This is a genomic window from Stenotrophomonas sp. Ste86 (genome assembly GCF_024519465.1).
Taxonomy (GTDB): Bacteria; Pseudomonadota; Gammaproteobacteria; order Xanthomonadales; family Xanthomonadaceae; genus Stenotrophomonas.
In genome coordinates, this window is record NZ_JALJRW010000012.1 from 50,337 (window position 1) to 72,541 (window position 22,205).

Sequence of the window (22,205 nt, forward strand, 5' to 3'; positions counted from 1 at the left end):
GCCGGTTGAATGCGTGTGTTACTCCGCACTCACCCGCACCTAACCACTGCGGTAATCGACGCCTGCGCGCAGGTGGTTAAGACCGTGTGCGGGTGCAGATTGCGGCGCAATGTCGATTCACAAACGGGCTGGCAGGGTGGAAGTCGTGCGGAAACAACGAACCGTGCGACATCCCCAAAGGAGACCACCCAAATGACTATTCGCAACCGCAAGCCCCTGATCGCCCTGATCGTCGCCGCAGGCAGTGTGCTGGCCATTCCGGCGATGGCCCAGTCCGCCCAGCAGAGCGCCGCGCAGGCACAGAACCAGGCCGCGCAGGCCCAGCAGGCCGCTGCGCAGGCCGGCCAGGCGGCAGATTCGGCAGCGGGCGCCGCGGCGCAGGCGTCGCAGCAGGCCAACGGTGGCGGTGGCCAGACCTGGGCCAGCGTGGACACCGACGGCAACGGCACCATCAGCAAGACCGAGGCGCAGGTCAATGCGGGCCTGGCACAGGTGTTCGACCAGGCCGACAGCAACAAGGACGGCGAGCTTTCGCCGGATGAGTACAAGTCGTACGTGGCCGCCCAGCAGGGCAAGGCCGCCAGTGGCAGCGGCGCGCAGCCGGGTAACTGATCCATCGCATCTACGCGCAGGCAAGGGCCCAACACCGCTGGACACCGGTGAACGGCAGTGAGGGGGAAGGGCGGCTACGGCCGCCCTTCTTTTATGATGGACGCATGCAACATCCCGGCCGTCGGCTTCCTTTTGATGTGTATTTCCCTGCGCCGGGCGAACGGGCGCCGCAGCGTGTCTCGCATCTGCGTCCCGGCCAGATCGTGCTGGTCGCCGGCGGACAGGCCGACACCGTTTGCGACACCGTTGCCTTCGATGACCACGGCCCGCGCTGGGCCAATCCGGCGTTGCGCGTAGCGCTGACCAACCTCAACGCGCGCGGCTTGCCTTTCCAGTACCAGCCGCACGATCCCGAGTCGCCCGCCGCATTGATGGCGTGGTGGCAGGAAAACGGCCAATTGGCGGCCAGCTACCGTGAACTCAGCTGGCGCGGCCCGGGCGATTGGCTGATCACCCGTATCGACCTGCCACACCCGGGCGTGCTCGGCTGGGCCGGCCCGCGCCCCTTCGGCCACTGAGCCGATACGGTCATTGGGTCCACCGGGCGCTGTTGCTATCCTTGCCCGATGATGACCTCCACGCCTGCGCCCACCGGCGCCATCGGCCTGGTCGGTTTTGACGGTGACGACACGCTGTGGAAGAGCGAGGACTACTACCGCAAGGCCGAGCAGGACTACCTCGACATCCTGTCGCGCTACATCGACGTGCACGACACCCAGACCGCGCGCCACCTGCTGGAAGTACAGCAGCGCAACCTCGGGGTGTTCGGTTATGGGGTCAAGGGCATGACCCTGTCGATGGTCGAAGCGGCCATCGAGATCACCCGGCAGATGATCACCGCGCGCGACCTGCAGCAGATCCTGGACATCGGCCATGACACCCTGCGCCATCCGGTCGAACTGATCGACGGTGTGCGGGAATCGGTCACCGAGATCGCCCGCGATCATCCCGTGGTGCTGATCACCAAGGGCGACCTGTTCCACCAGGAAGCCAAGATCAAGCTGGCCAACCTGCGCGATCTGTTCCCGCGCATCGAGATCGTGTCCGAGAAGGACCCGGAAACCTACGCGCGCGTGCTTGAGGAATTCAACCTGCCGATCCAGCGCTTCTGCATGGTCGGCAACTCGCTGCGCTCGGATATCGAGCCGGTGATCACCTTGGGCGGTTGGGGCATCCACACCCCGTACGCGGTGACCTGGGCGCATGAAACCCAGCACGGCGTAGCCGACGATGAGCCGCGCATGGTCGATGCGCCCACCGCCTTCGACTGGCCGCAGGCGCTGCGCAGTATCGAAGCCAAAGCCAGCCGGGGCTGACCGACATGCAGCGCGGCAAAGGTATGTGGTCATGATCCTGCGCACGCTGCTGGTGCTGCTGCTGGCCGTGCTGCCCCTGGCCGCATCGGCGCAGCAGACCGCCGAAAAGTCCGAGGCCTACGTCGTGGACACCGGCGATGCCTGGGTCGATGGCCAGTTGCGCGACATCAACCATTACGCCGAGCGCTACCCGGACAGTTTCCTGGACGAGGTGGCGCGCTACAGCGGCGTGTCGCGCGGCTACATTGCCGCGCTGATGTATACCCATGGCTGGCAGGCCGGCGACATCTACTTCGCCTGCTTCTGGGCCAAGGCGATCGCGCGTTCCTGCCGCGACAGCGTGCAGGCCTGGACCCGCGCCACGCCGGAGGAGGGGGAGCCCAAGCGTTGGGAGGCAGTGGTCAGCGATTTGCCGGTCACGCCGACCAACCTGCACTGGCGCGCCGTACGCCAGGCCATCGTCGCCAGCCACGACCACTGGGACCGCCCGATCAAACTCGACGCCACCCTGCAGCGCCAGCTCGGTGACCGCGCCCAGCGCCAGCGCAACGCTGCCGCCGCCGACCCCGGCCCCTGAGCCACCGCGCAGCACGCATGGCGTGGCTCTACCCCCGACCCACGCCGCCACCCGGTAGAGCCACGCCATGCGTGGCTGCCCTTCGCGCAGACCCCTGCATCCCCGCATCCCCAACACCCCGTGGCCCAACCCCGGGTAGAGCCACGCCATGCGTGGCTGCCGTTCGTACCCGCCCCACGTCGCCGCCCCTTTGCTGCTGTGCAGATCGCGATTACCCACGGCCTCGGCGACAATGCGCGATTGCTGCACCTCCCCCGTGATCCGTTGCCGAGTACGTAATGAGCGCCGACCGTTTCGTTTCACCCGACGATATCCGCAGCCTGTTCGCCCAGGCGATGTCCACCATGTACCGCACCGAAGTGCCGCTCTACGGCACCCTGGTCGACCTGGTGGCCGAGATCAACGACGCCGTCCTCACCGCCGATCCGGCGCTGGTGGCCCAGCTGGACCGCAATGACGAACGCGCACGCCTGGACCAGGAACGCCACGGCGCCATCCGCGTCGGCACCGCCGAGGAACTGGCCACGCTCGGTCGCCTGTTCGCGGTCATGGGCATGCACCCGGTGGGCTATTACGACCTGTCGGTGGCCGGCGTGCCGGTGCATTCCACCGCGTTCCGCCCGCGCACGGCCAAGGCGCTCGCACACAACCCGTTCCGCGTGTTCACCTCGCTGCTGCGGCTGGAGCTGATCGACGACGCCGCACTGCGCGACGAATCGGCACGCATCCTCGCCAAGCGCCGCATCTTCACCGATACCGCGCTGGCGTTGATCGCGCAGGCCGAGCGCGATGGAGGCCTGGACGAAACCGACGCCCGTCGCTTCGTCATCGAAGCGCTGGAAACCTTCCGCTGGCACGGCGATGCCACCGTGTCGCTGGCCACCTACCATGCGCTGCATGACGCGCATCGGCTGGTCGCCGACGTGGTCAGCTTCCGCGGCCCACACATCAACCACCTCACCCCGCGCACGCTGGACATCGACGCCGCCCAGGCCGGCATGCTCGCTCGGGGTATCGACGCCAAGGCCGTGGTCGAAGGCCCGCCGCCGCGTCGCTGCCCGATCCTGCTGCGCCAGACCAGCTTCAAGGCCTTGGAAGAGACCGTGCGTTTCCCGTCGGGTGATGCGGCCTTTGCGGGCACCCACACCGCACGCTTCGGCGAAATCGAACAACGCGGCCTGGCGCTCACCCCCAAGGGCCGCGCGCTGTACGACCAGCTGCTGGCCCAGGCACGCGACAGCGGCGGCGCGGGCAGCACCGGCCAGGACTACCCGACGCGCCTGGCGGCCGCCTTCACCGCCTTCCCGGACGACCACGACACCCTACGCCGCGAAGGCCTCGGCTATTACCGCTACGCCCTCACCGATGCCGGCCGCAGCAACCCGGCTGCCATCGGTGATCTGCCGGCCGAAGCGCTGATCGCCGCCGGCCTGGCCAGCGCCGACCCGATCGTCTACGAAGATTTCCTGCCGGTCAGTGCCGCGGGCATCTTCCAGTCCAACCTTGGCGGCGAAGAGCAGCGCGCCTATGCCGCGCATGACAACCGCGACGCGTTCGAGCAGGCGTTGGGCATGCGGGTCGAAGACGAGTTCGCCATCTACGACCGTCTGCAGGCCGAATCGTTGGCGACCCTGCGCTCCGCCTGAGGTAGGGGCGCATCCCGATCGACCGCCGTGGCATCCGCCGCGATTGATGAGGGGGGAGCACGACGCTACGCGGGTGGCCGGGTGTGCAGGCCGTTTGGATGGGCTTGGCGTCTCCGATCGGGCTGGTCGCGAGCGTGTGGGCCCCTTAGCAGCCGGTAGGCCCCTGGCGCAAATGTCCCCCGGCCGCGTGGCGGCCTCCTCCTTTATTTTGCCCAGGAGCCTACCGGCTGCTAAGGGGCTCGGCTTGCGGTATGCAGGCGGAAGCCAGGCTTTTCTGGACTTGGTCGGTGGGTCGGGCGTTGGGCCCCGATGCCCTTGGAGGCGAAATAAAGGGGGAGGTGGCGGCCGCAGGCCGACGCCGGAGGACATTCGCCGGAAAGGGCATCGGGGCCCAACGCCCGACCCGCCGACGGCTGTGCCTGGAAAGCGTCATGGCACGTTTCTGCTTGCCCCGCATATCGGCGAAGCGCCTTGAAAAAGGCCGGGCAACTGCCCGGCCTTCCTGCTTCACACCTTCATTGTCCCGGTGTCCAACCACCGCTGATGCCAGGACAGCGCTTCGGGCAGCAGGTGCGGGGTGTGCTTGCCATAACTGTCACGGCTGGCGCGGTCGAAATAATCGTTGAGCTGGTCGCGGAAATCCGGGTGCGCACAATTGTCGATCACTACCCGCGCGCGCTTGCGCGGCGTCAACCCGCGCAGATCGGCCAAGCCCTGCTCGGTCACGATCACCGACACATCGTGCTCGGTGTGGTCCACGTGGCTCACCATCGGCACGATCGCCGAGATGCTGCCGTTCTTGGCCGTCGACGGGCTCAGGAATGCCGACAGGAACCCGTTGCGCGCGAAGTCGCCCGAGCCGCCGATGCCGTTCATGATCCGGCTGCCCATCACGTGGGTGGAATTGACGTTGCCGTACAGGTCCGCCTCGATCATCCCGTTCATGCCGATGCAGCCCAGGCGGCGCACCAGTTCGGGATGGTTGGAGATTTCCTGCGTGCGCATGATGATGCGCTCGCGGTAGAAATCGATGTTCGCCTTGAACGCCTCGTTGGCCTGCGGGCTCAACGCGAAACCGGTACACGAGGCATAGCTCAGCACGCCATCACGCAGCAGGTCGAGCATGCCGTCCTGGATCACCTCGGTGAACGCAGCCAGGTCGCGGAAGCCGCTCCTGGCCAATCCCGCCAGCACCGCATTGGGAATGTTGCCCACGCCGCTCTGCAGCGGCAGCAGGTTGGCCGGCAGTCGGCCCTTGGCGACTTCGTGCTTGAGGAAGTCGATCAGGTATTGGGCAATCTGCTCGCTGGTCGCATCGATCGGACTGAACGGGCTGTTGCGGTCCGGACCGTTGGTGCGCACCACCGCCACGATCTTGTCCGGGTCGCAGCGCAGCGAGGTTTCGCCGATGCGGTCGTTGGCGTGCACCAGCGGGATCGGCTTGCGGTGCGGCGGCAGCGCGGTGCCGTAGTAGATGTCATGCATGCCATCCACGCCGGCCGGCTGCCACGCGTTGACCTCGATGATCACCTTCTTGGCCAGGTCCAGCCAGGTCTTGTTGTTGCCCACCGACGTGGACGGTACCAGTGAGCCGTCCTCGCGGATCGCCGACACCTCCACCACCGCCGTATCGATCTCGCCATAGAACCCGAACCACACGTGCTGGGCCACATGGCTGAGGTGGATGTCGATGTAGTCCAGCTTGCCCTCGTTGATGCGGTTGCGCGCATCCGGGTCGCTCTGGAAAGGCATGCGCATGGCGATGCCGTCGGCCTTGGCCAGCGCGCCATCCAGCTCCGGCGCGGTCGAGGCCCCGGTCATCAGGCTGATCTGGAAAGGCAGGCCCTGGGCGTGCACCGTCTCGATGCGCTGGGCCAGCGCGACCGGCACCGCCTTGGGGTAACCGGAGCCGGTGAACCCGCTCATGGCGACGGTTTCACCGGGCTGAATCAGCGCGGCGGCGGCTTCGGCGGATACAACGCGGTCACGCAGACGCGCGTCGGCAATGCGATCGACAGACATGACGACAACGTTTTTGGGGGGATCTGCATTATCGGCGATCCACGCAGCGCCGGGGGTGCGACCAAGGTGGGATGGCAATCGCCGCTGTTGCAGGTCCCTGTTCAGTTTTGCAAGGACTTCTGTACCCGCAAGTATTGTTTTGCAGTGCAGCGTGCAACTTCTTCGCCGACCCTAGAAGATCGACCTGCATCCCGACGTGGGGGAGGGAGCAGAGCCCGCTGGCAGTTCGCTGCAAGCGGGCTTTTTTATGTCTCACCTCCGGAGAATCGGGGCGCCGCCCGGTCTGATGCGTCGACGCGCGCGGGCATGAACGCCCAACCGGTGAACCTGCTTTGTTGCCCGGTGCGCCACGCATGCCCTGCATAATCCCCGCATGCCGATTACCGCCGACGCCGTCCCCGCCACCCTCGTCCCCCTGGTTGACCGCGCCGTGGCGCGCCTGGCCCTGTCGCTCAACGAGGGCGGCCATTGGCCTCCTTCGGCAGACGTGCTCGATCAGGTGCGTCTGCTGGCCATCACCAGCGATTTCGCCATCGACACCCTGTGCCGCCAGCCGGCACTGCTGTCGCAGCTGACCCTGCCGGGCTGCCCGCCGCTGCCACTGCCCACGCTGGATCCGCAGCAACCCAGCGAGTGGCAGCAGCGCCTGCGTCGCTATCGCACCGCCGCCTCCACCCGGCTGATCTGGCGCGATCTGGCCGGATTGGACGACGTGCCGGCCACGCTGGCCGGCGCCACCGCCCTGGCCGAAGACTGCCTGGGCATCGGCCTGGCCGCGCTCGAACAGGAATTCGCCGGTCGTCACGGTGTGGTCCGCGCCGGCGATGGCAGCGCGCAGCAGCTGGTGGTGTTCGGGCTGGGCAAGCTCGGTGGTGGCGAACTCAACTTCAGCTCCGACGTCGACCTGGTCTACGCCTACCCGCAGGGCGGCGAGTCCGACGGCGCCCGCCCGCTCGCCGCCGAGGAATATTTCGCCCGGCTCGGCCAGCGCCTGGCCAAGCTGCTGGATGAAACCACCGTGGACGGCTTCAGCCACCGCGTCGACCTGCGCCTGCGCCCGTTCGGCAATGCCGGCCGGGTGGCGCTGTCGTTCGCCGGCATGGACCAGTATTTCCAGCGCGAAGGCCGCGATTGGGAGCGCTACGCCTGGCTCAAGGCGCGCGCGGTGGCCGGCGACATCGCCGCCGGTGAAGCGTGGCTGCAGACCCTGCGCCCGTTCGTGTACCGCCGCTACCTCGACTTCACCGCACTTGATGGCCTGCGCGAGATGAAAGCGGCGATCACCGCCGAGGTCTCGCGCCGCGACATGTTCGATGACATCAAGCGCGGCCCCGGTGGCATCCGAGAGATCGAGTTCCTGTCGCAGGCCCTGCAGCTCATCCGCGGCGGCCGCGAAGCCAGCCTGCGCGAGCGTCGCCTGCTGCATGCACTGCCGGCGCTGGTGGCCTGCGGGCAGATGGCCGCGCAGGATGGTGACGACCTGCTCCACGCCTATGCCCACCTGCGGCGGCTGGAAAACCGCCTGCAGATGCTGCGCGACGCGCAGACCCACGCCCTGCCCACCGACCCGATCGACCGCCTGCGCATCGCCACCGGGTTGGGGTATGCCGACTGGGATGCGCTGCTCGCCGCGCTCGATGTGCAGCGCCACCGCGTCAGCACCGAGTTCGCCGCGTTGCTGGCCCCGCGCAAGGGCCAGGCCGCTCCGGATGCGCTGGCCAACTATTGGCGCGGCCTGCCCGACAACGGCAGTGCCGAGGTGCTGGCCGACGCCGGCTTCCACGACCCGCACAGTGCCGACCAGTCGCTGCGCGATTTCGCCCAGTCACTCGGGGTGAAGTCGCTGTCGGACAACGCGCGCGCGCGGCTCGATCGCGTGCTGCCAGCACTGCTGCACGCCGCCACCCGCTCACCGCATCCCGATGCCGCACTCAAGCGCGTGCTCGGCCTGCTGCAGGCGGTCCTGCGCCGCACCAGCTATCTGGCGCTGCTGGACGAACAACCCAGCGCGCTGGCCCGCCTGGTCGACGTGCTCGCGCGCAGCGCGCTGCTGGCCGAACGACTGGCCGCGTACCCCTTGCTGCTGGACGAACTGCTCGACGTGCGCGTCTCCGGGCCGATGCCCGATGCCACCGGCATGCAGGCCGAGTGCGATGCCGCCCTGGCCATCGACGACCCCGAAGCGGCGCTGCGCATGCTCAACGAAACCCGCCTGGCGCTCAGCTTCCGCATGGCCCTGGCCACGCTGGATGGCCGCCAGCGCGCGGTGGATACCACCCGTCAGCTGGCCGAACTGGCGCAGGCCGTGGTGGTCACCGCATTGGCCCTGGTGCAGGCGGACCTGCAGCGCGCGCACGGCGTCATCCCCGGCGGGCGCTTTGCGATCATCGGCTACGGCAGCCTCGGCGGGCTGGAACTGGGCTTCGGTTCGGACCTGGATCTGGTGTTCCTGTACGACCACCCGGCCGACCAGGACAGCAGCGACGGCGCGCGCCCGCTGGATCCCGGCCGCTGGTACGCACGCCTGGCGCAGAAGGTGATGGCCCTGCTCGGCGCGGTCACCGCCGCCGGCCGCCTGTACGACATCGACGTGCGCCTGCGTCCCGATGGCGGCAAGGGCGCGCTGGTGTCCTCGCTGGCCAGCTATACCGAATACCAGCGCGAGCGCGCCTGGACCTGGGAACACCAGGCGCTGGTGCGCGCGCGCGGCATTGCCGGTGACGCCTCGCTGCTGGCCGATTTCGAACGCGTCCGCGCCGATACCCTGGCGCGCCCGCGCGACAACGCCGTGCTCTACGCCGACGTGCTCAAGATGCGCGCACGCATGCGCACCGAACTGGACCGCAGCGATGCCGCACGGCTGGACCTCAAGCAGGGCGCAGGCGGCATCGTCGACCTCGAATTCCTGCTGCAGACCGGCGTCCTCGACCGTGCCGCCACGCACCCGCATACGGTGCAACCGCGCGACACCCCCAGCCTGATCGACGCCCTGGCCGACATCGCCTGGCTACCCGGCGGCACCCGCAGCGGCCTGCACGACGCGCACGCCGCGTTGCTGGACGTCGGCCTGGCCTGCACCCTCGACCGCCGCCCGCGCCTGGCCGCGCCAACCCCGGCACTGGAAGAAGCCCGCGCGGTGATCAGCGCCGCCTGCGACGCGGCCGGCCTACCGTTCCAGGCCGCATCCGCAGGGTAGAGCCACCCCATGGGTGGCTGCTTTTCGCCCCGCACCGCGAAGCCACCCATGGGGTGGCTCTACCTCGAGGCACCTCGAAGGCACCCGTGCGGCGGCGTGACCTATCGGCACCGCGAAGACACCCATGTGGCGCCGTGACCTATCCGGCACCGCGAAGCCACCCATCGGCTGGCGCTACGCCGTACGCGGCGCCATCTTCCACAGCAACGCGCGGAACGGGGCCAGCAGGAACACCCCGATGGCCAGCTTCACCGCCAGATCGCCCGCGGCCCAGCTCACCCACGGCAGGCTGGAGCCGGCAAACGCGATGCTCCAGAAGATCGTCGTATCCAGCGTCGCGCTGCAGGTCGTGGCCACCATCGGCGCACGCCACCAGTGCCCGCGGCGCAGCCGGTCGAACACGGTGATGTCCAGCAGCTGGGCGGCGATGAAGGCCAGGCACGAGGCCACCGCAATGCGCGGCGTGGCGATCCAGATCGACAGCAGCACCGCCAACGCGAAACCGGCCCAGGCCACCTTGCGCGCGGCCTGCGGCCCGAAGCGGCGGTTGATCAGGTTGCTCACCAGGAACGCCACCGGATAGCTGAAGGCGCCCCAGGTCAGCCAATCGTTGATCGGGTACTGCACCAGCACGTTGCTGCCCAGCACCACCACGCCCATGGCCAGCACCGCCAGCAGCAGCGACGGCACGGTCAACGGGGCAAAGGCAATGGCAGGACGCTCAGACACGGCGCACCAGGGAAGTCAGGGAAGCGGCGGATTATCCGGGCTTGGGCGGGCCGGGGCCAGCCCAGGCCGGTTCATCTAGAAGCGTTCGCTCATGCTGGAGGCCGCCGCGCCGGTGGTCGGCAGGAACGCCAGTGCCGTGCCATGGGCGTTGGCCACCGTCCAGCCGGCACCGGCCGGGGTCGGGATGAATTCCAGCACGTCGCCGGTCTTCACGCCTGCGGCCGGGTTGTCGGCGCGTGCCGGCCATTCCACCACCGCCAGTTCCTCCGGCGCCTGCGGGTTCTTCAGGTCCACCCGGTAGCTGCCGTCGGTTTGGTGCGCCACGCGCGCCACGGTCAGCGGCGGCAGCGGGCCGGCCTTCTTCGCTTCGGCCCGGGCCATGCGGTTGTGCGGCATGGAGGCGTCATGCAGCTCGCTCACCCCCAGCGCACTCAGCCACACCGGCGCGGTAATCACCGCCAGGCTGACCACCGAAGTGGTCAACACACTGCTGGTCACCGGCGAGGCGTGGCTCAGGTTCTGCGCCGTGGCGGGCAGGGCGGTGGCCATCAACGCCAGCGCCAGCAGCGACGCGCGCGCAACGGGTCCAATACGTTTCATGCAGCCGCGCCTTTCGCCCTGCAACCCGATTGCCGGACACCGCCTACCACTGCGCGCTCGGTTCGCTGTTCTGGGCCACGGTCGCATCGGTGGGCAGGAACGCCAGCGCCGCGCCATCGGTCGTGGCCACGGTCCAGCCGGCGCCACCCTGGGAGGGCGTAAAGGCCAGCACGTCGCCCACCTTCACCGCATCCACCGGGTTATCGGCGCGCGCCGGCCAGGCCAGCACCGCCAGATCGTCCGGCGCCTGCGGGTTCTGCAGTGCCAGTTGCACGCCGCCTTCGGCGGTGCGTTCCACCTTCTCCACGGTCAGCGGCGGCAGCGGCCCGGCTTTTTTCGCCTCGGCACGCGCGCGGCTGCGTCGGGCCGAACCGTCGCTGGCCTTGCTCAAGCCGGCCGAAACCAGCCAGATCGGCGCGGTCACCACCACCACGCTCATCACCGAGGTGACGATGACGCTGCTGGCCACCGGGTGCTGCTGGCTCAGTTCCTCTGCCGAGGCGGGCAGGCTGGAGGCGCACAGCGCAACAGCCAGCAAGGGTGAAACGGCCAGTCGGGAAATCCGTGTCATGGGCAACTCCTGCGTACGTCGATATGGGGGGCAGTATGCCTGCACCGTCTCCGGTGCAGCGGTCTCACGGCTTGGGCGCGGTAATGCCGTCCACCGGCACGTGCGCGATCGGCAACTCCATCTGCAGGCCCTTCTGCTGCTGCACGAAGTCGAACACCGACTCCACCGTCACCACCGAATAGTTGCCGGAGATGCGCTCGCTGGCCGGGTGGTCGGTAACGGCGGCATTGGGCACGAAGAACCGCGCGCCCAGGCGCTTGCCCACGCCGATGTGCAGCGTGCTGGGCCGGTACTGGTGGTCCTTCAGCCACGCCTGCACCTGGGTGCGGTTGACGATCAAGGTGTTGTCTTCGAGTTGGGCCATGGCCGCGGCCAGCACTTCGAGCACCCACTGGTTGGAGTTCTGGTAGTCGGTGCTGAAGGGGTAGGCCACCACGCTGTAGCGCGCCTCGTGCAGGGCGCGCGCCTGGATCGCCGGCTTGGTCAGCATCGCCTTGAGTGCAGCGCGCAGCGCAGGCGTCGGCACGCCGATGCGCAGATCGGTATGCGCGGACGTTTCGCCGATGAAGGTGCCCACGCCCTCGCGGAACAGATGGGATGCATCGGTCTTGCACGGATTGAGCAGGTGCACCGCGCGCCACTGGCCATCCTCTTCGCGCAGCAGGAAGGCCACATGGCTGTGGCGCAGGCCGTACTTGCTCAGGTCCTGGCCGCCACGCGCGATCAGCACGACGTCCACATCCTCCAGCGCATCCAGCGTCTCGGTGGTGGCCAGCGCCACGTCGAACATCGAGGCCAGGGCGGCCGGTGTCGGATAGCGCTCCACGCACTGCGGCTCGGCCTGCGCGCTCGCCACCGCACCCAGCAATACACCGCACAGCACGAGGCGACGCAGGCGTTTGATCAGCGGGCGAGGGGCATCATCCATGGCGTGTGTTCTCCAGCGGCACCGTGCCGCCGGCGCATCATAGCGCCGCGATCAGCGTGCCCGCTCGCCGCGGCGCATTTCCCGTTCACAGTCGTCGCTGATCGGGACAATCGGCAGTGGCCGGCGATCGCCTTTGCGGTCGCGCAGTGCGGGCTGTTCGCGCGCGGCATCCACCTGCTGCTGGCAATGCCACGACAGCGGGTCGTGCACGGTGTCCATGCTCGAACAGGCGGTCAGCAGCAGGGCCGATGCCGACAACATCCAGAAGCGCATCGGTGTTCTCCATTCCTTGAGGGCCGCCGAATCTACCGTCATCCTGGCGTGGTGGAAAGTGCGTCCCTAGCCGCCGTCATCCGGCAATGCCCAAGCGCACGCGCACCTGTTCGGCCACGCGCGCGGTGTCGCGCAGCGGCTCGATCCGCCCTGCGGTCTGCCACTCCAGCCAACGCGGCTGCAGTCGCCCGCGTTCGCGCAGGGCCTGCTGAAACTGCGCCAGCCGACCCTGCGCCTGCGCGGCCAAGGCCACTGCCACGGGCATTCGCGTAGCGCAGGCCTCCGACAGCAGGTTCACCGAATCGGGCGACACCACCACCCGGTTGGCCCAGCCGAGCAACCCGGCATACGGATTGACCCCGTCGCCGCCATCGCCCCAGATCACGTGCGGCAGATCGGCGAACGCACTGCGCAGCGCGCCCACCAACGCCGGTGGCGTGCGCCGCGAGGTGGTCGCCAGCAGGCTGCCGCTTTCGGCACGCAGTTGCGCGGCCACCTGCTGGAACACCTGCACCATGTCCGGCTCGTGCCACGGCGCGTGCGGGGTAGGGCCGCCCACCAGCAGCGCGGTGCGCGGGCCGGGCAGGGCACCGAACGCGGCAAATGCGGCACGCCCGCAGGCCAGCCAGTCGTCGTTGACCGGGTTGAGGCTGCCCAGCAGGGTCAGCACGTTCTCGCCGCGCAGGGTGTCGTGCTCGGGCACCACCAGCAGGTCCCAATGGCGCGCGCCGATGCGCGGGTCCAGGATCTGCACCACCTTGCTGCCGCGTCGGTGCAGCTCGCGCAGCGCCCCGGCCGCCTGGCGGCCACAGCCGATGGCCAGCTCCGGCGGGGCGGCGGCCAGTGCCGCAAAGGCATCGCCATAGCCGTGTGCGGCGCCCGGCAATGCGCGCGGCGCCAGCCAGCGCCACGGCGCGCGCGGGGCCAGGACCAGCGGGTGATGCGCCCCCAGTTTCAACGCAGACGCCAGCGCCACGGCCTGCCGCACATTGCCGGCACGGCCGTCAGTGATCGTCCAGGGCGGACTCCATCGTTTCACGTATGGCATTAATTCGTTTCAGTCAGGCTGGGTGTTGCAACTGTCGCGACACTCTACACTGCCAGCCTTCGCCGATCGCGCCGTTGCCCGTCACCGGTGGCGATGCCGCCACGGTTCCCCTTTCAACAGGAGGCTTCATGTCCAACGTACTCAACGATGCTGCGCTCGACCAGTTGTTCCGTACCGCCCGCACCCAGAACGCCTTCCTCGACAAGCCGGTGGAAGAAAGCCAGCTCAAGGCGCTGTACGAACTGCTGAAGTGGGGCCCCACCGCCGCCAATGGCAGCCCGGCGCGCTTCGTATTCGTGACCTCCCCCGACGCCAAGGCCAAGCTGGCCCCGGCGTTGTCCGAAGGCAACCATGACAAGACCCTGGCCGCCCCGGTCACGGTGATCGTCGCCTTCGACGAAGACTTCCACGAAAAGCTGCCCTACCTGTTCCCGCATGCCGACGCCAAGTCCTGGTTCGACGGCCCGCGCGAAGGTCGCACCGAGTCGGCGTTCCGCAACGGCAGCCTGCAGGGCGCCTACCTGATCCTGGCCGCCCGCGCGCTGGGCCTGGATGCCGGCCCGATGTCCGGCTTTGACAATGCCAAGGTCGACGAAGCCTTCTTCAAGGGCACCGCGATCAAGTCGAATTTCCTCGTCAATCTGGGGTACGGTGACCCTTCGGGCCTGTTCCCGCGGCTGCCTCGCCTGAGCTTCGACGAAGCGGCCCGCATCGAATAAGCGTTCCCGCCGGACCCTGGCCCGTCCGCGCGGACGGGCTGTTTGCCTCACCTTCTTCTTTTCCCTTCGCTTTCGAGAGAGACCTGACATGACCATGACCCGCAAACTGCTGTTGCCGCTGGCCCTGACCCTGGCCATCGCCGCCTGCTCCAAGCCGGCCGACGACGCCGCCGCCCCGGCCGCCGATGCCGCTGCTGCCCCGGCCGCTGCCGCCACCACCACCACCCCGGCTGCCGATGCCGCCGCGGCTGCCCCGGCTGCCGCTGCCATCCAGATCGCCTCGGGCACCTACAAGCTCGACCCGTCGCACACCGACGTGCTGGTCCAGTGGAGCCACTTCGGCTTCTCGCACCCGACCGCCCACTTCGGCGCCGCCGAAGGCACCCTGGTGTACGACGCGGCCGACGTGACCAAGTCCACCGTGGAAGTGAAGCTGCCGCTGAGCGGCCTCAACAGCTTCACTGCCAAGTTCGACGAGCACCTCAAGAGCGCCGATTTCTTCGACGCCGCCAAGTTCCCGGCCGCCACCTTCAAGAGCACCAAGGTTGAAGCCAACGGCACCAACAAGCTCACCGTCACGGGCGATCTGACCATCAAGGACGTCACCAAGCCGGTGACCCTGGATGTCACCATCAACGGCGGCGGCGAGCACCCGATGGCCAAGGTCCCGGCCGCCGGCTTCGATGCCACCACCACCATCAAGCGCAGCGATTTCGGCGTCGGCGCGTATGCCCCGAACGTCAGCGACGAAGTGAACATCCGCATCACCACCGAAGCCACCGGCGAAAAGCCGGCTGCGTAATCGGTCGCTGATGTAGAAACAGCAGAAAGCCCGCCGAAAGGCGGGTTTTTTGTTTGTGCGCAACGGGTCCAACGTGTCGTCGGCGTCGGCGTCGGCGTCATGCGCGTGCCCTGGCCGCCGCGCCCGGCCCCGTACTCGACGACCCGGGCCCCAACCCCGTGTTCGAGGACCATACCCGCCCGGTAGAGCCACGTCATCCGTGGCTGCTCTCCGCGCGCACCGTCCGCCTCACGGCAGCCACGCATGGCGTGGCTCTACCGGGGGCACACCGTTTGCCTCGCGTCAGCCACGCATGGCGTGGCTCTACCGGGTGCACACCGTTTGCCTCACGTCAGCCACGCATGGCGTGGCTCTACCGGATGCACACCGTCTGCCTTGCGCCAGCCACGCATGGCGTGGCTCTACCGGGTGCACACCGTCTGCCTCACGTCAGCCACGCATGGCGTGGCTCTACCTCGCGTATCTGCATCTCGTACACTTCCTCGCTTCGCGCGCCCCCGCGCAAAGGAGCACCCCGTGCAAGACGCACAGTATTGGATGATGGAATTCTGGACCGGCCTCAGCCTGCTCGACCTGATCGGCGGCACCGTGCTCGGTGCGCTGATCGGCCTGCTGCTCGGCATCGCCACCTGGCTGGCCATGTACCGCCGCGGCTGGCTGGCGCGCCGTAACCGCTGGCACCACTGGACCGTGGCCACCTACGTGGTGGTGCTGCCACTACTGTTCGGTTTCACCGGCCTGCAACTGGGCTTTACCGCAGGCGCGCAGCGCGCGCTGTACAAGCAGATCGACCACTTCCAGCCGCACCTGCAGACGCTGGTTGCCAGCTGGCTGGTCGATTTCGAACAGTCCCTCGACGATCCCGCATTGGCCACGCTCATGCGCAGCGATGCCACCGTGCACGAGGCAACCCGCCAGGTGGTGGACGAGTACCTGGCCGACCACCCGCTCCCCGGGGCCGGCTACCTGCAGGGCGAGGGCACGATCCAGCGCTGGACCCGCCGCGGTGTCGGCCATGTGCGCAGCGCGTTGATGTCGCAGTGGGTGGAAGACAGCCTCTCCAGTGAAGCGGCCGGCTACAGCGGCGTGGACAAAAAGGTCTTCCGCGAAGCGCTCGGCATGCGCATGAACGAACTGCTGCACACCCAGGGCGCGATCCGCCTGCTCAAGGCGCAGCTCACCAGCCTGATGCCCGGTATCTACCTCGGCTTGCTGCTGCCGCTGTTGATCGTCATGGCGCTGGTGCTGCTGGAAATCGGGCTGGCCCGGCGATACGGCTGGCGCCGCACCCCCGTAGAGCCGACCGTTGGTAGGCTGCACTCCGAACCGGCTGCGTGAACCGCAACGTCAACGGCAGCCGACCAACGGTCGGCTCTACGGGGGTCGGACGTCGCGTAGAGCCGACCGTTGGTCGGCTGCTCTCCGAAACCGGCTGCGTGAACCGCAACGTCAGCCGCAACGTCAACGGCAGCCGACCAACGGTCGGCTCTACGGGGTCGGACGTCGCGTAGAGCCGACCGTTGGTCGGCTGCTCTCCGCACCGGCTGCGTGAGCCGCAACGTCAACCGCAACGTCAACGGCAGCCGACCAACGGTCGGCTCTACGGGTCAGCCTGCGGCAACCGTCGCTGCCACCTTGCCCAACCACCCGGTAGCAAAGTCCGTCGGCAGCCGCCGCGTCGGCGCGGTCAACCCGCTGTCACGCAGAAACGCATGCGTGGCCTGCGCAAAGCCCTGCCGCGCGATCAGCGCCGCCTGTTTTACCGCCGCCTGCTGCTTGCGCAGCTGCACGATCTGCAGGCTCGGCTTACCCGGCGCGGCAAACTTCTGGTAACGGCGCAGCTCATCGGCCACCAGGGCGATATCCGCGTTGGCCTGCAGCAGCGCCAGCTGCGCCTGTGCCAGCGGCACCAACGCCGTGCGCAGCGGTGCGACATTGCCGCCCACCGAAGGCGCCACCGCGTTCAAGGCCGTATCCAATGCGGGGTCGGCGCGCTCGGCGCGGTCGATCAGGTCGGTCAGTGCCGAAGAAGAAACTGCTTGCATGGAAAAGCACCGGCCCAAAACGCGATTGTCGCATCCGCAGCCGGTGCCCGTCGCGGGCTCAGTCGCCGTCGTGCTCGTCGGCGTGGGCCTTCCAGTAGCCGGTCGAGCGGATCCAGTCCTTGGGCACGCCCAGATGCCCCTCGATGTACTTGCGCATCATCCGCGCCCGGCGCGACTCGGTGGCGATCCAGTAGAACGTATCGCCCTCCGGTTCCTCGAAATCGGTCAGCACATCCTCCAGCAGGGTGCTGCTCACCGCGTCGAAGCCGTTGCGCTCCAGCCACGACACCCGGATCCGATCGTCCTCGGGCAGCTCCTGACGGTCGGCCGACTCGGGGATTTCGATATACACATCAGCCTGCGCGCCGTCCGGCAGCGTCTCCAGCCAGCGGCCAATCGCCGGCAGCGCGGTCTCATCGCCGATCAGCACATAGGTATCGAAGTCTGGCGCCGTCACGTGCGAGCCGCGCGGGCCGCCCACGGCAATCGCGTCGCCCGGCTGCGCGTTGGCCGCCCAGCTCGAGGCCACGCCATGCCCGTGCAGGACGAAATCCAGCGCCAGCTCACCGGTGTCCAGGTCCCACCAGCGCGGGGTGTAATCGCGCGACGGCGAGGGCGTCTGCCCGTCCGGGTAGCGCGGGCCGTCGGCGGTCATCGTCGGCACCACGAACTGCCCCTCCGCATTGGGGAAGAACAGCTTCACGTGGTCGTCCGGCGACAGCGACACAAAGCCTTCCAGTGCCGGCCCGCCCACGATCACCCGACGCATGCACGGGCTGATCTCCTCGGTGCGCAGCACCTGCAGGGGGCGGAACTTCACGGTATGACGTACCAGCTTGTTTTCATGCAAAGCCATGGGGAACACCTGTCAGCAAATGCGCCGCAGTGCGGCGTAGGGGGAAGACCTGGCTGGCCGGGGCTGGCTGGGTCGAATGCATTGAAAAAACGGGGGAGGGCATCTCAGCGTCCTTGCCCACGGATCACCGCGGCCGCCTCGCGCAGCGCCTGCGCCACGCTGGCCGCGTTGTCCTCGTTCCAGCGGCCGTGGCACAGGGCCAGCGCATGCTTCAACTCACGCAGGCCATCGCGCACGCTCGGCGGCAAATTGGCCTTGGTGATCGTGCGCGCGCTGGCCCGCACCCGCTGCAGCGCCGCGTCCACCTCCTCGCGCTGCGCGGCCAGCTCGGCCAGGCCCAGCGCACTGAGCTGGTAGCGCTTGCGCCCACCGTCCTCGACCGCGCCCACCCAACCGGCCGCCTCGAACTGCGCCAGCACCGGGTAGATCGAGCCCGCACTGGGCGTGTACACCCGCACGAACATGTCGCTGATCAGCTGGATCAGCTCATAGCCATGCCGCGGCTGCTCACCCAGCAGCGCCAACACCAGCAGCCGCAGATCGCCGCGGCTGAGGGGCCGGGCGGTCAACGGACGGGCAGGGCGGTCGAGGTCACGCGGAGCAGTCATTTCGATATATCGAATGAAGTGACGGAACGATATATCGAAATCATGACCACATCCACCCTCGGAGACAACACGGCAGGGATGCGTTCAGGTCCATAGACCCAGGTGGAATGGCCCGGCTAACTGCCCAACCCAACCCGTGCGCCTCCATCACGCGATCCACTCGTCACCGGCTAGCGCCCACGCCACCAAGCACCCGATCCTCACTGCGGCGTAAACCCGTGATCGCGCGACGCACGCGTAACGGCGAGACCCGTCAGAAATCACGCGACCCACCCACGACTCCGCGCCTCACCCGTAAACCGCGCGTTTCCCCCCGCGATCACGCGACCCACCCGTAACCGCGCGTTCCCCCGCGATCACGCGACCCACCCGTAACCGCGCGTTCCCCCCGCGATCACGCGACCCACCCGTTACCGCGCGTTCCCCCCGCGATCACGCGACCCACCCGTTACCGCGCGTTGCCCCCGCGATCCGCGACCCACCCGTAACCGCGCATTGTCCCCACGATCACGCGACCCACCCACGACCACGCGACCAACCCGGTAGAGCCGGGCCATGCCCGGCTGGCCGCGCGCAGCGCGGCCCTTCCGAAGGCCAACCCACCTCCGCCACCGCGACGCTGCGTACCCGGCATGGAACAGTCCCCACCACACTCCCCCACAACCACCATGTTCCACACCAATCCCACCACGCCAATCACTCACCCCACAAACGCCCCACACGCCCGCACTGTCCCCCTTCAACACCCCACCCATCGCACAAACCCAGCCAAAACCCCGCGTGGAACCACCGCCCCACACCCACCAACCTGTCCCCCCACTGTCCCAAAGACAGCCCCATCCCCCTCCATACGCACCCGTAGCGAAGTAAGCAAACCCCTTGGTGCGCTACACTTTGCGGCTAGAAATCTAAAACAGTCGCGCGCGTGCGTGCGGTCATGGGAGCGCAAATGAACTGGTTGAACGAGGTGCTGAACAACGACCCGAATCCTGTGGAAACCCAGGAATGGATCGAGTCGCTGAAGGCCGTAATTGATGTCGAGGGCCCTGAGCGCGCGCATCAACTGTTGGAAGGCATGGTGGAGCTGACCCGTCGTTCGGGCGCGTACCTGCCGTTCTCTCCCACCACCGAGTACGTGAACACCATCGCGCCGACCCTGGAGGCCAAGAGCCCGGGCAACGCCGAACTGGAATGGCGCATTCGTTCCATCATCCGCTGGAACGCGATGGCCACCGTCGTGCGCGCCAACCGCAAGCCCGGCGACCTGGGCGGCCACATCGCCTCCTTCGCCTCCGGCGCCACGCTGTATGACGTGGGCTTCAACCACTTCTGGCGCGCCCCCAGCGACAACCATCCCGGCGATCTGCTCTTCATCCAGGGCCACAGCGCCCCGGGCATCTATGCGCGCTCCTTCCTGGAAGGCCGCATCGACGAGCAGCAGCTGGACAAGTTCCGCATGGAAGTCGACGGTGGCGGCCTGTCCAGCTACCCGCATCCGTGGCTGATGCCCGATTACTGGCAGACCCCCACCGTGTCGATGGGCCTGGGCCCGCTCGCCGCCATCTACCAGGCGCAGTTCCTGCGTTACCTGGAAAACCGTGGCCTGATCGAAAAGTCCGACCGCAAGGTGTGGTGCTTCATCGGCGACGGCGAGAGCGACGAGCCGGAAACCCTCGGCGCCATCGCCCTGGCCGGCCGTGAAGGACTGGACAACCTGATCTTCGTGGTCAACTGCAACCTGCAGCGCCTCGACGGCCCGGTGCGCGGCAACGGCAAGATCATCCAGGAACTGGAAGGCGTGTTCCGTGGCGGCGGCTGGAATGTCATCAAGCTGCTGTGGGGCGGTTACTGGGATGCCCTGCTGGCCAAGGACACCAACGGCGTCCTGCGCAAGCTGATGATGGAAACCGTCGACGGCGAGTACCAGAACTGCAAGGCCTTCGGCGGCGCGTACACGCGCGAGCATTTCTTCGGCAAGTACCCGGAAACCGCAGCCATGGTCGCCGGCCTGTCCGACGACGACATCTGGCGCCTCAACCGTGGTGGCCACGACCCGCACAAGGTGTATGCCGCCTACCACGAAGCCGTGAACACCAAGGGCATGCCCACTGTGATCCTGGCCAAGACGGTCAAGGGCTACGGCATGGGCAGCGCGGGCGAAGCACTGAACCCGACCCACCAGACCAAGAAGCTGGACGACGACGCCGTCCGCCACTTCCGCGACCGCTTCAACATCCCGGTGACCGACGCCCAGCTGGCCGACGGCCAGGTGCCGTTCTACCACCCGGGCCCGGATTCGCCGGAAGTGAAGTACCTGCAGGAACGCCGCGCCGCCCTGGGTGGTTACCTGCCGCAGCGCCGTCGCAAGGCCACCAAGAGCTTCAACGCACCCAAGCTGGAAAGCTACGAGCGCCTGCTCAAGAGCAGCGGCGAGCGCAGCTACTCCACCACCATGGCCTTCGTGCAGAGCCTCAACATCACCCTGCGCGACAAGGAACTGGGCCCGCACATCGTGCCGATCGTGGCCGACGAAGCCCGTACCTTCGGCATGGAAGGCCTGTTCCGCCAGATCGGCATCTACGCGCCCTTCGGCCAGAAGTACAAGCCGGTCGACGCCGACCAGCTCATGTTCTACCGCGAAGACCAGAGCGGCCAGGTGCTGCAGCAGGGCATCAGCGAGCCGGGCGCCATCGCCTCGTGGATGGCCGCCGGTACCAGCTACTCGGTCAGCAACGTGCCGATGCTGCCGTTCTACATCTACTACTCCATGTTCGGCTTCCAGCGCGTGGGCGATATCGCCTGGCAGGCAGCGGACATGCGTACCCGTGGCTTCCTGCTCGGCGGCACCGCTGGCCGCACCACGCTGAACGGTGAAGGCCTGCAGCACGAAGATGGCCACAGCCATCTGGCCGCCGGTGGCATTCCCAACGTGCGCAGCTATGACCCCACCTTCGGCTTCGAAGTGACGGTCATCCTGCAGCACGGCACCAAGGCCATGATGGAAGATCAGATTGATGAGTACTACTACATCACCCTGATGAACGAAAACTACACCCACCCGGAAATGCCGGAAGGTGCGGCCGAAGGCATCGTCAAGGGCATGTACCTGCTCACCGACGCCGGCAAGCCGAAGAAGAACGAGCTGCGCGTGCAGCTGCTGGGTTCGGGCACCATCCTGCGCGAAGCCATTGCCGCGGCCGAGCTGCTGGAGAAGGACTTCGGCGTCACCGCCGACATCTGGAGCTGCCCGAGCTTCAACGAACTGCGTCGCGATGGATTCGATGCAGAGCGTTACAACCGCTTCCACCCGGAAGGCGAGCAGCGCAAGGCCTACGTGACCGAGCTTCTGGAAGGCCGCCAGGGCCCGGCGATCGCCGCCACCGACTACGTGCGCGCCTACGCGGACCAGATCCGCGCGTTCGTGCCGATGGGCTTCACCGTGCTGGGCACCGATGGTTTCGGCCGCTCGGATACCCGTGCGAACCTGCGTCGCTTCTTCGAGGTTGACCGGTACTACATCGCGCATGCCGCGATCGCGGCGCTGGCCAAGGAAGGGAAGATGACGGGTAAGGATGTGGCTCGGGCGATCAAGCAGTACAAGATTGATCCTGAGAAGGCTAATCCTGTCGGGGTTTGATTTTGGCTGCTGTAAGGGCT

20 protein-coding genes are annotated in these 22,205 nt (G+C 67.7%); 10 read left to right on the top strand and 10 right to left on the bottom strand.

The annotated features are described in order from the left end of the window. Positions 1-192 precede the first annotated feature (192 nt). The 5 genes from NR101_RS12175 to NR101_RS12195 all read left to right on the top strand — a co-directional run bounded on the left by NR101_RS12175 (position 193) and on the right by NR101_RS12195 (position 4,151). Entirely contained in the window at positions 193-612 is a 420-nt protein-coding gene (locus NR101_RS12175) for an EF-hand domain-containing protein (protein WP_256775064.1), read from the top strand. Between the two features lie 104 nt (positions 613-716). Then, entirely contained in the window at positions 717-1,130 is a 414-nt protein-coding gene (locus tag NR101_RS12180) for a hypothetical protein (RefSeq protein ID WP_256775065.1), read from the top strand. A 48-nt stretch (positions 1,131-1,178) separates the two neighbouring features. Continuing rightward, positions 1,179-1,928 (top strand): HAD family hydrolase, encoded by a 750-nt coding sequence (locus NR101_RS12185; protein WP_256775066.1) that lies wholly within the window; start codon positions 1,179-1,181, stop codon positions 1,926-1,928. Positions 1,929-1,959: 31 nt separating this feature from the next. Beyond that, the gene (locus NR101_RS12190) at positions 1,960-2,505 is read left to right on the top strand and encodes a hypothetical protein (RefSeq protein ID WP_256775067.1); all 546 of its coding nucleotides are present in this window, start codon (positions 1,960-1,962) and stop codon (positions 2,503-2,505) included. A gap of 278 nt (positions 2,506-2,783) precedes the next feature. Beyond that, on the top strand, positions 2,784-4,151 hold the full coding sequence (locus NR101_RS12195) for a VOC family protein (protein WP_256775068.1): 1,368 nt from the start codon (positions 2,784-2,786) through the stop codon (positions 4,149-4,151). 507 nt (positions 4,152-4,658) lie between these two features. Here the strand turns inward: NR101_RS12195 and NR101_RS12200 are convergent. Next, positions 4,659-6,173 (bottom strand): acetyl-CoA hydrolase/transferase family protein, encoded by a 1,515-nt coding sequence (locus tag NR101_RS12200; protein WP_256775069.1) that lies wholly within the window; start codon positions 6,171-6,173, stop codon positions 4,659-4,661. 373 nt (positions 6,174-6,546) lie between these two features. Between NR101_RS12200 and glnE the strand changes: the two genes are divergently transcribed. Next, positions 6,547-9,369: a bifunctional [glutamate--ammonia ligase]-adenylyl-L-tyrosine phosphorylase/[glutamate--ammonia-ligase] adenylyltransferase gene (glnE, locus tag NR101_RS12205; RefSeq protein ID WP_256775070.1), complete on the top strand. Its 2,823-nt coding sequence runs from the start codon at positions 6,547-6,549 to the stop codon at positions 9,367-9,369. 174 nt (positions 9,370-9,543) lie between these two features. Here the strand turns inward: glnE and NR101_RS12210 are convergent, their stop codons facing one another. From NR101_RS12210 to NR101_RS12235, 6 genes are all read right to left on the bottom strand, one after another. Further along, positions 9,544-10,029, bottom strand: a complete 486-nt coding sequence (locus tag NR101_RS12210; protein WP_256775177.1) for a queuosine precursor transporter — start codon at positions 10,027-10,029, stop codon at positions 9,544-9,546. Positions 10,030-10,173: 144 nt separating this feature from the next. Beyond that, entirely contained in the window at positions 10,174-10,698 is a 525-nt protein-coding gene (locus tag NR101_RS12215; protein ID WP_256775071.1) for a hypothetical protein, read from the bottom strand. A gap of 43 nt (positions 10,699-10,741) precedes the next feature. Continuing rightward, positions 10,742-11,269 carry a hypothetical protein gene (locus NR101_RS12220; protein ID WP_256775072.1) on the bottom strand — a complete coding sequence of 176 codons (528 nt, stop codon included), beginning with the start codon at positions 11,267-11,269 and terminating at the stop codon, positions 10,742-10,744. Positions 11,270-11,333: 64 nt separating this feature from the next. Next, a complete protein-coding gene (locus NR101_RS12225) occupies positions 11,334-12,197 on the bottom strand; it encodes a DUF2145 domain-containing protein (protein ID WP_256775073.1) in 864 nt (287 codons plus the stop codon). 51 nt (positions 12,198-12,248) lie between these two features. Continuing rightward, a complete protein-coding gene (locus NR101_RS12230) occupies positions 12,249-12,470 on the bottom strand; it encodes a hypothetical protein (RefSeq protein WP_256775074.1) in 222 nt (73 codons plus the stop codon). A gap of 76 nt (positions 12,471-12,546) precedes the next feature. Next, positions 12,547-13,518: a mitochondrial fission ELM1 family protein gene (locus tag NR101_RS12235; RefSeq protein ID WP_256775075.1), complete on the bottom strand. Its 972-nt coding sequence runs from the start codon at positions 13,516-13,518 to the stop codon at positions 12,547-12,549. 128 nt (positions 13,519-13,646) lie between these two features. Here NR101_RS12235 and NR101_RS12240 point away from each other — a divergent pair, with 128 nt between their 5' ends. The 3 genes from NR101_RS12240 (at position 13,647) to NR101_RS12250 (ending at position 16,377) form a co-directional block, all read left to right on the top strand. Next, positions 13,647-14,237 carry a malonic semialdehyde reductase gene (locus NR101_RS12240; RefSeq protein ID WP_256775076.1) on the top strand — a complete coding sequence of 197 codons (591 nt, stop codon included), beginning with the start codon at positions 13,647-13,649 and terminating at the stop codon, positions 14,235-14,237. 88 nt (positions 14,238-14,325) lie between these two features. Beyond that, entirely contained in the window at positions 14,326-15,039 is a 714-nt protein-coding gene (locus tag NR101_RS12245; RefSeq protein ID WP_256775077.1) for a YceI family protein, read from the top strand. Positions 15,040-15,555: 516 nt separating this feature from the next. Beyond that, a complete protein-coding gene (locus tag NR101_RS12250) occupies positions 15,556-16,377 on the top strand; it encodes a hypothetical protein (RefSeq protein WP_256775078.1) in 822 nt (273 codons plus the stop codon). A gap of 269 nt (positions 16,378-16,646) precedes the next feature. Here the strand turns inward: NR101_RS12250 and NR101_RS12255 are convergent, their stop codons facing one another. From NR101_RS12255 to NR101_RS12265, 3 genes are all read right to left on the bottom strand, one after another. Next, a complete protein-coding gene (locus tag NR101_RS12255; RefSeq protein ID WP_256775079.1) occupies positions 16,647-17,084 on the bottom strand; it encodes a hypothetical protein in 438 nt (145 codons plus the stop codon). A gap of 58 nt (positions 17,085-17,142) precedes the next feature. Next, positions 17,143-17,940, bottom strand: a complete 798-nt coding sequence (locus NR101_RS12260) for a siderophore-interacting protein (RefSeq protein ID WP_256775080.1) — start codon at positions 17,938-17,940, stop codon at positions 17,143-17,145. 104 nt (positions 17,941-18,044) lie between these two features. Next, positions 18,045-18,548, bottom strand: coding sequence for a PadR family transcriptional regulator (locus tag NR101_RS12265; RefSeq protein ID WP_256775081.1), 504 nt, complete (start codon positions 18,546-18,548; stop codon positions 18,045-18,047). Between the two features lie 949 nt (positions 18,549-19,497). Here NR101_RS12265 and aceE point away from each other — a divergent pair. Then, positions 19,498-22,185 (top strand): pyruvate dehydrogenase (acetyl-transferring), homodimeric type, encoded by a 2,688-nt coding sequence (gene aceE / locus NR101_RS12270; protein WP_256775082.1) that lies wholly within the window; start codon positions 19,498-19,500, stop codon positions 22,183-22,185. Positions 22,186-22,205 lie beyond the last annotated feature (20 nt).